The 10878-nt window shown below is 62.3% G+C and carries 5 protein-coding genes and 5 pseudogenes; 4 read left to right on the top strand and 6 right to left on the bottom strand.

Annotated features, from left to right (window positions below; all coding sequences use genetic code 11):
* Both ACWCQK_RS41080 and ACWCQK_RS41075 read left to right on the top strand, forming a co-directional pair.
* Positions 1-333: pseudogene (locus ACWCQK_RS41080) on the top strand (IS701 family transposase); the annotation flags it as partial.
* 145 nt (positions 334-478) lie between these two features.
* Positions 479-1272: pseudogene (locus ACWCQK_RS41075) on the top strand (IS630 family transposase); the annotation flags it as partial.
* A 520-nt stretch (positions 1273-1792) separates the two neighbouring features.
* On the opposite strand, the gene ACWCQK_RS41070 reads toward ACWCQK_RS41075, so the two are convergent.
* The 4 genes and pseudogenes from ACWCQK_RS41070 to ACWCQK_RS41055 form a co-directional block, all read right to left on the bottom strand.
* Positions 1793-3328, bottom strand: a complete 1536-nt coding sequence (locus tag ACWCQK_RS41070) for an APC family permease (protein WP_451164247.1) — start codon at positions 3326-3328, stop codon at positions 1793-1795.
* Between the two features lie 1041 nt (positions 3329-4369).
* Entirely contained in the window at positions 4370-4726 is a 357-nt protein-coding gene (locus ACWCQK_RS41065; RefSeq protein ID WP_451164245.1) for an ATP-binding protein, read from the bottom strand.
* A gap of 807 nt (positions 4727-5533) precedes the next feature.
* Positions 5534-5740, bottom strand: a pseudogene (locus ACWCQK_RS41060) (IS630 family transposase); the annotation flags it as partial.
* A gap of 261 nt (positions 5741-6001) precedes the next feature.
* Entirely contained in the window at positions 6002-6193 is a 192-nt protein-coding gene (locus tag ACWCQK_RS41055) for a hypothetical protein (RefSeq protein ID WP_451164243.1), read from the bottom strand.
* A 122-nt stretch (positions 6194-6315) separates the two neighbouring features.
* Between ACWCQK_RS41055 and ACWCQK_RS41050 the strand changes: the two are divergent.
* Positions 6316-6912: pseudogene (locus ACWCQK_RS41050) on the top strand (ATP-binding protein); the annotation flags it as partial.
* Between the two features lie 336 nt (positions 6913-7248).
* The gene (locus ACWCQK_RS41045; RefSeq protein WP_451164249.1) at positions 7249-9174 is read left to right on the top strand and encodes a LuxR C-terminal-related transcriptional regulator; all 1926 of its coding nucleotides are present in this window, start codon (positions 7249-7251) and stop codon (positions 9172-9174) included.
* A 123-nt stretch (positions 9175-9297) separates the two neighbouring features.
* On the opposite strand, the gene ACWCQK_RS41040 is transcribed toward ACWCQK_RS41045, so the two are convergent.
* Positions 9298-10527, bottom strand: coding sequence for an ISAs1 family transposase (locus ACWCQK_RS41040; protein ID WP_451164241.1), 1230 nt, complete (start codon positions 10525-10527; stop codon positions 9298-9300).
* A 104-nt stretch (positions 10528-10631) separates the two neighbouring features.
* Positions 10632-10878, bottom strand: a pseudogene (locus ACWCQK_RS41035) (hypothetical protein); the annotation flags it as partial.

Genomic DNA, 10878 nt, shown 5'->3' with positions numbered 1-10878 from the left:
CGCCGCCACCAGACCCTGGTCAACTGCGCCTTCTCCTTCTGCAGGGACCAATGGTTCGCCCCACCCGGACCCCTGGACGCCACCGCGCCGGACCCCTGTCCCGACGAGGGGCCAGAGAGGGGGCCCAGCCGAACCCCGCCAGCCCCAACGACCCTGCTGGCCAAAGGCCTTACGGGCCATCCGGTCCTGGCTCACCCCCGCCATCACCCTCACCCGATGGCGGCAGGCATGGACGGACACGGACCCACCCCACGAGCTCCAGGCCCTGATCGACGCAGTCACCACCGGACACGGCATCGACCTATACCGCCGCATTTAACGAACTACCGGTAGACGCATCCTCGTTCGGCCAGGTACCCAGATCGGGCATATCGGTTATCTCTGCGACTCATATGTCGGGCCGCTCGGTGCCGTCGGCGTTGTAGGCCAGTATCCACGCCTTCCTCGGGATCTTTAGGACGGCCTGGTGGATGGCGATGGCTGGGTGGAGGACCAGATGTGGACCGCCGCTCGGGTGGCCACGCTGATCGGCAGGGAGGTTCCATGTCTCCTACAGCGTCTCGGATGCCACCCGGCTGATGCACCGGCTCGGTTTCAGCTTGTAGGTCTCCGCGCGGCGGGTTGCCGAGCGCGATGAGCTGGCTGTGACGGTCTGGAGGGAGGTGACCTGGGCGGAGGGCAAGAGAGATCGCGGCCTGCGGAGGCTACATTTGCTTTGAGGACGAAGCCGGGTTCACCTGGAGGCCGCCCCAAGGATGGACCTGGGGCCGGCGCAGCCGCAATCCGGTCGTGACCGTGAGCGGACGCCGCTCGGGACGCTTGTCGGTGGCCGGACTGATCGCCATACGGCCCGGCTTTCGCACCCGGCTGTGTCACCGTCCGCGCACCCACCCCGCGGGCAAAGGCAAACACCGCAGCATGGGTGAGCGTGATTTCATTGCACTGATCGGCGGCGTCCACCAGCTCGTCAAGGCACCGATCGTGCTGGTCTGGGACCGCCTGAACACTCACGCTTCCCGCCTCATGCGTGATTTGATTGCCGAGTGCGCATGGCTGACGGTGTTCCTGCTCCCTGCCTCCTCACCGGACCTCAACCCCGTTGAGTGGTATGGGCGCACGTCAGACGCGGTCTGGCCAACCTTGCCGTGGCCGCCCTCGACCGCCTCGAAGACCTGGTCCGTAACCGGCCTCAAACGCCTTCAGTACCGGCCCGACACCCTCGACGGCCTCGTAGTCGGCACCAGCCTGACCCTCGCCGATCCACTGTCACCTCAGCGGGAGCTGAGGAACGGGCAGGCCAAGGCGCATCGAACCGGGCAAGCCGGCATCGACGGTGTCATCGCCCGGCACCGCCATCACGTAGTTCTTGCCGTGCCGGTTGAGTCCAGCGCGCAGTTTCCGGTTCACCGTAGACGGTGTCGGCGGCCACACCCAGGCGGACGGCACACCCGCACAGCGGGCTCGCTCCACCATGCGGCTTCCCAGCTCCGGCTTGGTGAGCACTAACTTGGCCCAGTTCACGGGCACGCTGGCTTCCTTGCACTGCCGCTGATCTCCGGCCCCAGTGCCTGCCGAGGTAGAGCGCGAAGCCGATGAAGGCACGCCCGTAGCTGGCGGCGTACGGCAGGAAAACACTGCGACCTGGCAGCTCTCCGTATTCCCCGTGTACTGGGCGGCGACCGCGACCGACTTATCGTCTCTCTTACTGGCCATGGCCGCCCTCGTCACGGCCGCGGGCATGCGGTGGGGGCGTGGGTACTTCCCTGACGTCGCCGAGGTTGACTCGAGATGCTCATTGGCCGTCCCGGGAGTGGGTTGACACTGGGATGGTCTCCTTACGGAAGAAGTGAGGGCGGACCACCCGGTAGATCAACATCAGGATCGCGCCGAGGAAGAGGGCGCCAATGCCGGTGACGAAGACGCCGCCGAGTCGCCAGTGGGGTGGGAAGGGGAGTGTCCAGGAGGTGCTGCCGTAGTCCGCGGCGGAGTACACCACGCAGGCGTCGACGAAGAAATAGAGCAGCAGGATGCCACCCAAACCGGGCATGATTCCCTTCGTCCACAGGTCGCGCAGACTGCGGGTGAGGACTCCCCTGTAGTACCAGACGCAAGCGAAGCCGGTGAGGCCGTAATAGAAGGCGATCATCAGACCGACCGAACCGATCGAGTCGGCCAGGATGTTCTTGCTCACCCCGGTCAGGATGACGTAGAAGACGATGGATGCCAGGCCCATACCCACGGTGGACCAGGTGGGGGTGAGGAAGCGGGGATGGACGCGGGCGAAGCGGTCTGGGAGGGCCTTGAAGGCGGCCATGGAGAGCGTGGTGCGTGCCGTCGGCAGGATGGTGGTCTGGGTAGCGGCGGCAGCCGAGGTGAGCACCATGAGGATCAGCAGTGTGCTGGCTGCCGTCCCCCAGCTTCCGGTACCGAAGACCTGCGCACCGAGGTTGGAGAGGACATCTCCGGAGATGTCTGGGTTGGCCAGGCCGATGCCCTGCTCGCCCACTCCGGCGAAAGCTTGCGCGGATGTGGTGACCATGAGGTAGACGACAAGCAGGACGACGGTGGAGATCACGGCGGTGCGGCCCGGGATGAGATTGCGGTCGAGAGTCTCCTCGTTGACAGATACAGCGGTGTCCCAGCCCCAATAGATGAAGATGCCGGCAAGCACGCTTTTGGTGAGGTCGTCGGGGGAGTGGATCCGGGTGGGGTCGAACCACGACCACGAGATCTCCGACGCGACGCTCGGCGCTGTCCCCCCGTATACCTTGACTAGAGCGGTAACTGCTAGCAGGAAGAGCACCACGATCTCGATGGTGAGCAGCAGCTTCTGCAGATTCGCTGAGAATTGGATGCCGATGTAGCAGATCAGCGTCATCACGGCGATCCACACCACGCCAACCGCAGTGACCCAGAAGGTGTCTTGCGTGAGTCCGCCCGCGCCGACGAGTTGGAAGCCGTATGCTCCGGCGATCTGCGCCAGGTTGGCCATCACGATGATGTCGGCTGCGACGAAGCCCCATCCGCCGAGCCAGCCGGTGCGGGGGCCGAACGCCCGGGAGGCCCAGGTGAAGGTGGTGCCGCAGTCGGGGTCGGCTCGGTTGAGCTCCTTGTAGCCATAGGCGATCATGAACATTGGAACGAAGGCCAGGATGATCACGACCGGCGACTGGTAGCCCACGATGGCGACGATGACGCCGAGGGTTGCGGCGAGGCTGTACGCGGGAGCGGTGGACGCGAGGCCGATCACCATGCTAGAGAACAATCCCAGCGCGCCCCCCTTGAGCCCCTTGCCGGCTACCCCGGATGTTCCCGGCGGTGGATCCACAGCGGGGGGGAGAGAAGGTAGGCTCACGGCGTCCTCCGGGAACTCGCACTCCGGTCGGGGACGGAGTTGCTGTTCCCAGAATGAACCGGCCGTCTGTGTCGGCAACCGGAAGCCACGCTGTTCAGGCCAGTGCCCGCCGCCACGTCGACATGGACAGCCGTCTCTATCTCACCTGATGCATCCATGCGCAGCGTGCGCTGAAAAGCGCAACCGCCGAAAACCTGCGTGGCGCGTCAGGAGCCAGAAACAGCGGTGACTGCTGAGCCGCTGAGCCGACTCGACGCTCTTGCAGGCGATGCGGTGGCGGATGCTGCGCTGGCGGAGCCTTTTCCACAGGTGAGCGTAGTCGTAGCCCTTGTCGTTGGGGTGGAGCCTGGCAGGGCGCCTATGGCGGGGCCCTCGGCGAGATCGGACGGGAGGAATCCCGCGCGCGAGTGGCTTTAGCCGAGGTTGTCGTGCATGTTGGCGCCGGAGATTCCCAGCAACAGGGGCAGTCCGTTCTGGTCGGTGATCAGGTGGATCTAATGGACATGTTCGCTGGAGTGGTAAATCAGCGGCCACTCGGTGATCTCGTTTTGAGGCTATGCGGTCCTACCTTGGTCGTAGACGGGCCGTCGTAAGGTCCAGGGAACCAGAGACAGCGGGTATGGCTCCAGGATCGGTACGTCCTGCCGTTCAAGCGTCAGCCCACCGCCCTGCGGATATCTCACACAACTGGCATACCGTGACGATCACGCATCGTCAGTCCCCGTCTCGACGACGGCCGAAAGAGTTCAGCCGACGCCGACACCCCGGCGATATCATGCTTCAAAGGTCAGTAGTGGATGCTGATGGAACTTGCACAGCTCGCCGTATCGAGTTCCAGGTAGGGGGGAAGAAATGAGATGTTGAGCTTACGGTGTGTTGTTTGGTGATCAGGAAAAGATAAGAATAGCGTGGCGACGAGCTGTTTGGTCGAGGCGACCGATGGTGCGTCATGGTGAAGCCACCTTCAGGCAGCGCGGAGTTTGATCCAAGACCAAACACGGCAAGGCCCGAGACTCAAGCGGCGGGCAGACTTGCCCAGTGGATGACGCCGCCAGAGTGGGTGCGGGTGCCGTGAGCGTCGGCGACTGCATCGACGATAGCCAGTCCGCGGCCGTGCTCATCGGCGGGGCACGTTGAGGTAGCGTGCGCGTCGTCCTGCAGGGCGGGGCCGCCATCGGTGACGCCCACCCAGACATGGTTTCCGGCGTGTTCACGGTGCAGGTGCAACGCGAGCGGCGGCTCGGCGTGCTCGACCGCATTGGTCACCAGTTCAGAGACAACCAGCAGAACTACATCGGTTGCGTCCTGACTCACCTGCCAGCCTTCGAGCACAGTACGAGCAGAGTGACGCGCGGTGCCTGCCGCTTCCATTCGATGCTCTAGCGTTCTTGTTACATTGTCATGCTCATCGCCCGGTTCGCGAGGGGAAGGAATTCTTGGCACCCGGGCGTCGCTAGGTTCTGACGGAACTTGAGACGCTGTAGCGGTGGAGCGAGGAGCCTGGCTGGCAAGAGTGGTGCTGTACATGAAGATCACATCCGAGGAAGTCATCATCTATGATCCATCCGATTGGATCACTTATCTCCCATCTAACGCCTTAGGGGTGGATACGGGGCATTAGGGACTGCCCCCTAAAGAAGCGGCACACGCCCCTGGCTCCGGGAGGTCATGTCCCCTGTAACCGTGTCAGTGAGGCTGATCCTGGGGAGTGAACACCCTGACAATGAATCTTGATGGTCAGGGAGAGATGTCCAGGAGAGACGTCCTTCGTGAAGACTGAGTCGTGCAGCACGGCGAACGCCGAGAGGAACATGGCCCGTTTGAGCTGTCGGTTTCCGCCTCTGGGCACGCGCTCGCCGTGGCTCTTGTTGCCGAGCAGTCCTTCGGGGCGGCGGTGTAGTAGGCCGGGCGGCCTTTCACGGGGCGGACGCTGTCAGCCAGGGCGAGAGTCTGGGTGACGTCGTTGACGTTCGCCACGGCCGTGATGACTTTGAGCGGAGTGCCGTCCGTCGCAGATCAGGTGGTGCTTGCGCTCGACCCCTGCTGGTCGACCGGTGCAGGGTCCCTTCTCGCCCGGATGCGGGAGTTGTCCGCCCATCCGCCTCGACCAGTCGAGGCGGATGGGCGCGTTCAGTTCGGCCGACAGAATCTGGTGCAGCCGGCCGAAGACTCCGGCTTCTCAGTGAACGCCTGAATCACATCCCGGACGGTGTCCTCGTCGGTCTGCACCAGTTGGGCGATCATCGGCACTTGGTTCCGGCCGGTCGAGACCAGCAGCATTGCGCGCTCGTAGCGAACCGAACTGGTGCTGCTCCGGTACGCGATCTGCTGCAGCTTCTGCCCCTCCTGGTCGGGCAGTCTGCACACACGGACGGGCTCGGCCACCGTGCCTCCAGGGATCGGAAGTCACCGCACACCCAACCGCTATAACCTCCGACCCGGCGAATCTATGCAGGTACAGGTTTTAGCCAGGCAGGTGCGATCGGTTGCGGCGAGATCACGCTGGTGGCTGACGCTTCCGGGCGTCAGTGGCCACCGTCGCGGGATTGCTGAGCTGTCCAGCCGTTCCCACCTCGACGAAGCAAGCCGAAAGCACACCCGCGAAACGGTCTACACGATCACCGATCTGGCTTGCGCCGAAGGCGTTCACAGAAGATTGCTCAAGCTGCTCGCACTCGGAACCGTCTCCACCACGTCCTCGATCACCTTCACCGAGGACGCCTCAAGGATCCGCACCAGCCAGGGCCGGCCAACCTGGCCACCTTCCGCAACCTCGCTTTCCGGGACACAAACCACCACAACATCGCCGTGCGCGTCCGTGAAATCTTGCCCGGTCACTGAAGCTTCTCGGCATCGGCTTGACCTGCGCCAAAACAAGATCACGACGGCTTCGGATCAGTTTTGGAAGACCTCGACCACGTTGAGTGGCAGTGTGGCTACTCTCCGTCTTTGCAGGGTAAATGCTAGGGGCTACCCCTAAGGCCAGGAATCTCGCCTACCGCTTAGACATGACACATGGGCTATGGCTGTGTAGTCGCGAACGGCCGAGTGATGTGGCAGAAGACCGTTTTTCAAACCCTTCAGGTCACTCTCGCTGCGTCCCCATGACTGAGCCGCTATGCGCCTTTCCACGCTGTGACGCGTCGTCCGAGCTATCCCGGGGACTAACTATGGAAACGCAGGAAGCTATGCGGCTTTGGCCGCTAATTGGGCGCGACAGTCAGACGGATACGTTCAGTAGGGCGCTGACCGATCCACGGACACGGGGTATGTTGATCAGCGGTCCCTCAGGAGTGGGAAAGTCTCGGCTCGCGGACGAATGCTGGCGATATGCTCAGCGCAGCGGATTTCACGGAAGCAAGGCGCAAGCCAGTGCTGCGGCAGCGGAAGTTCCGTTGGGAGCTATTGCTCACCTGCTTCCATCGAGCCAAGTCGGAGGAACGACATCCTCAAATCTTCATCCCACCGGCCGCGCGACGTATTCAGGGTATCGGCGGCATGTAGTGATGATTGATGACCTGCATCTTCTTGATTCCGCTTCAGCCCAACTTTTGCAAAAAATGCTAAAAGCAGGAGTAGTATTTTTGCTTGGCACCTTGAATCAAGAGGCTCATAGGAAGACTGCTGTAATCAGTCTTCTAGACTGCAGCGGAGTTGTTCCGATTTCTCTCACTGACTTGAGTCGGCACGAGACCGCTGCCCTTCTACGGAGGGCGCTCGGGGGGCCTGTTACGCAACGGGCGGCAGATCGACTCTTCGCGATCAGTGGCGGGAACCCTTCCTATATACGCGAACTTGTCCGAGGATCAGTCTCCACCGGGTCCCTCGTCGACGCAGGTGCAGCGTGGGACCTGCCTCTGGGAAACTTTACTGTAACTCCGAGGCTTACAGAGTTGGTTACCGCTAAATTCACCGAATGTGGATCAGACGCGACATCTCTACTAGAAATTCTTGCCTTGTGTAAGTCTATATCGCTGCCCGATGCGCGAGAGCTCACTTCTCTTTCGACGCTCGACAAGCTCAAAAATCGTAAAGTTGTGCACGCGACATTCGATGGAAATCGAACGAAAATCGAGCTCACGCTTCCCTTGTACGGTCAAGTCCTTCGTGAAAATATTAGTGAGCTTCGTCGCCGCTACGTGTTGCTCCAACAGGCAGACCGCATCGCAACACGTGGATCCCGACGCCGTGAAGATGTAATACATACTGCCCTATGGTCGTTGGCGGCTACCGGTACACACGACTCTGTACTCGTTAAAGAAGCTGCATCTCTTGCCTGGCAGGACCAGGACATTAGGAACACACTCAATCTCCTTCAGCACCTACCTGCTGATGGACAGACAGCCTTGAGCCGCTTGCACCTGGGAAGTGCCCTTTCTGAACTTGGCCACTCTAGCCAGGCGCAGGAGGTTTTTGCTTCGGTCGATTCACACTCCTGCGAGGTATCCGAGCGACTGGCCGGTGCTTTTCTCAGAACCCGCGATCTTGCTTGGGTCGGCGGTCAGATCCAGCAAGCGCTTGACGCTAACGACAGCATGCGTAGCAAAATCACTGCGACTGTGGACCGCGAACTCTTCGACATTAGTGAAGGCGTGCTGCAGGTTGCAGCCGGGAATATTAATCGCGCACTGGAACTGCTCAGTATGCGTGAGAGGAATTCAAACGACTCATACTGGTGGACACTTGGCGCCACTGCAAGAACTGTTGCTCTGACACTTAACGGACGGTCACTGGAAGGCCAGAGTGAAGCGGTCGTTGCACAACAAGAGCGCGATGCTTACTCGGGTAACCTACCCCTGATTCCAACGCTTTGGCAAAAACATGCGTCAGCCATGGCTCTGAGCGAAGCTGGAAACTTCGAGGACGCGCGTCGACTGTCGGAGGACGCACTCGCTGACTCCGAAGCTCACCCCTTTGATGCGGCAAAAGCGCTCCTTACATATCAACTAGGGCGTATCGAATGGCTGACGGGACGTATAAACGAAGCGCGTCATTGGTTCTGCGAAGCTGTCCTATTGGCGCGCCCCTTCCCGGATTGCCGCGTATACCCGCTCTCCTTGTCGGGACTTGCCGCTTGCGAAGCTCTAAACGGTAACCGCGCTGCCGCTCAGAAGGCTGTCGACAGTCTTGCCGGTTACACGGAAGTGCATGGTATCCATGCCGGCGAAGAACACATTGGTGAAGCATGGCTACTTGCAAGCCAGGGACAGTTGGCCTCAGCCAGGGCATTGCTGCAGGCCGCAGCCGACAGGGCTAAAGCGCTAGGCCAATATTCTTCAGAAGCAATGCTGCTTACCGAAATTGCTAGGCTAGGGGGGGCGAAATATGTCACCGGTCGCCTTGACGAACTGGCATGCACCATGCAAGGAAGACTTGCTCGTGCGCGCGCTCGCTTCGCCTCCGCAATGACTGCGAGCGACCCCGACGAATTGCTGGCTACGGCTGCGGCACTAGAGAAGGTGCATATGAAAATCCTGGCTGCTGAGGCAGTCGCCACCGCTTCTGCTATCTGGCGTAAACGAAGCGAATCTCGGCGAGCTGCCAATGCTATACTCAATATCACCTTGACTACGGATGAGTGCCCGGGTGTTAATACGCCTGCACTTGCGCGAGCGAAATCTGAAACGCCACTCACTGAACGTGAAGCGGAAGTAGCTCTGCTCGCCGCAAGTGGCGCAGCAAGTAAAACCATAGCATCTCGACTGGATATCTCGGTGAGAACCGTGGATAACCACCTGCAACGAGTTTTCGTGAAATTGGGCGTGAGTGCCCGCAAGGAGATAAATGGCGTGCTTTCCCGCTCGGGCGTCACCGCGTGATGGTCAGGTCCTCAGCGAGAGCGCGGTCCAGCGCACGGGTGAGACTGAGAGTGACCGGCAAATGGATCACTTGAGGCGTCGGGTCGTGGGGCGGCCGTCCCAGCGGCAGCGGGCAGGGCTTGATCAAGTTCCGTAGGCGTCGCGGTTGTAGGTGATGCCCAGGAGCGGGAGTGCTCGTTCGGGTTGATCGCGGATTGCGCGGGTGGTCTTGGCGATGTTGTCGGCTCCGAGGATCTTGAGCAGGCCGATGGCGAGGTTGCGGAAGGTCGCCATGGCGCGGGGTGCGGAACCGGTGTGAACCGTGGAGGCGTCCTCGGCGAAGGTCACATCTCTCACGTGGTGCAGGGCCTCCACCGTCCAGTGGCCGCGGATCGCGGTGGCGAGGTTGGCGGGTGTGGTCTGGTGAGCGTCGAGGCTGGTGACGGCGTAGACGGTCTCACGACTCTCGCGTCGGCCTGTCTGCCTGCGCCGACGGTGGACACGGATGGCCAGGCGGGCGTGGGGGAAGGCGATTCCGCCGAGCTCGTCCGCGATGTCGCAGGTCTTGACCGAGCGGGACTCGCGGCGGCCGTGGCCGGTGGAGGCCGTCGTGTGCTGGACGGCGATGTCCCGCCAGGGCAGAGCGGCGAGCTGGCGGTGCGCGGTCGGCTGATTGGCCTTGGTCACCGAGATGTAGTGGGCCTTCTTGGCCTCGACCAGCCAGATGACGTTCGCCTGGACCGAGTGCAGTGCGTCGAAGGTGACGAGGGCTCCGTCCAGGTCCAGGGGCTCCAGCAGGGGCTGGAAGTGCGCGGTCTCGTTCGTCTTCATGCCGACCTCCGCCTGGGCGAGGGTCACGGTCCCGTGGTGGGCGACCGCGGAGAGCAGGTGCCGGCGGGCGGCGGTGAGACGGGCGGAGCCCTTGAGAGCCTTGCCGTCGACGGCGATCACGCGACGCTGCCCGGATCCGGCTTGCGCGGAGGCGTCATGGAGGTCGGAGAGGTAGGCGCCCACTGCCCGGTCCAGGGCGTCACCGTCAACCGCCCTCAAGACCCTCCCGATCGTGGTCCGCGAGGGAGTGCGTCGCCAACGAAGTAGGTGACGGCGGATGCCGACGGCTGCCAGGAGTATGTCCGGAGCACGTTCGGCCCACTCAGCGAGCTCGTCGAGGCTTCTGGCTCCCGAGACCGCCGCGCAGGCACAGACGAGCAGAACAGCGGTCAACGAGTACCAGCGGCCCCGCCGCGCACGGGGATCAGGCACCAGATCCAGGTAAGGACGCAGGTCGGCGACCTGGCCGGCATCGAGCGGACCCAACTTCACCAGCACCGCAGGGACAGGAGAAGATACGACGGCAGGCACGGGCCACCTCATGATCGTTGAGCTTCGACACCCCAATGATCACGAAGTCCGTGCCTGCTCTGCTGTGCACCCCAATCGGTCATGTCCCGAACCAGGCACACAACTCCGGAACTTGATCAAGCCCTGGGCAGCGGGTCGTCGAGCGCCGGATGAGCATGCGGAGCGTGACGAAAGCGGCGGCGGGCGTCGTCCGGGCGGGCCGAGATGTAGCGGGGAAGCGCGCGGCAAGTCGTGGCGTGCTCGTTGACGATCTTCGCGGTGTCCGTGAGGTTGTACTGGTCGTTGTAGGTGTGCTTGGTGCCACGGGGCCTTGGCGAAGTGGCAGCCCAGGCAGGCGATGAGGCTGGTAATTCGGTGGCGCTG

It is taken from the genome of Streptomyces sp. NPDC002306 (genome assembly GCF_053593435.1).
The sequence above is the reverse complement of the archived record's forward strand: the minus strand, read 5'-3'. Positions and strand labels throughout refer to the sequence as shown.

What these genes read in the sequence shown, in the direction of transcription:
- ACWCQK_RS41065 (WP_451164245.1), bottom strand. Translation starts at nt 4,726, where the DNA reads ATGGAAGCGGCAGGCACCGCGCGTCACTCTGCTCGTACTGTGCTCGAA.
- ACWCQK_RS41040 (WP_451164241.1), bottom strand. Translation starts at nt 10,527, where the DNA reads ATGAGGTGGCCCGTGCCTGCCGTCGTATCTTCTCCTGTCCCTGCGGTG.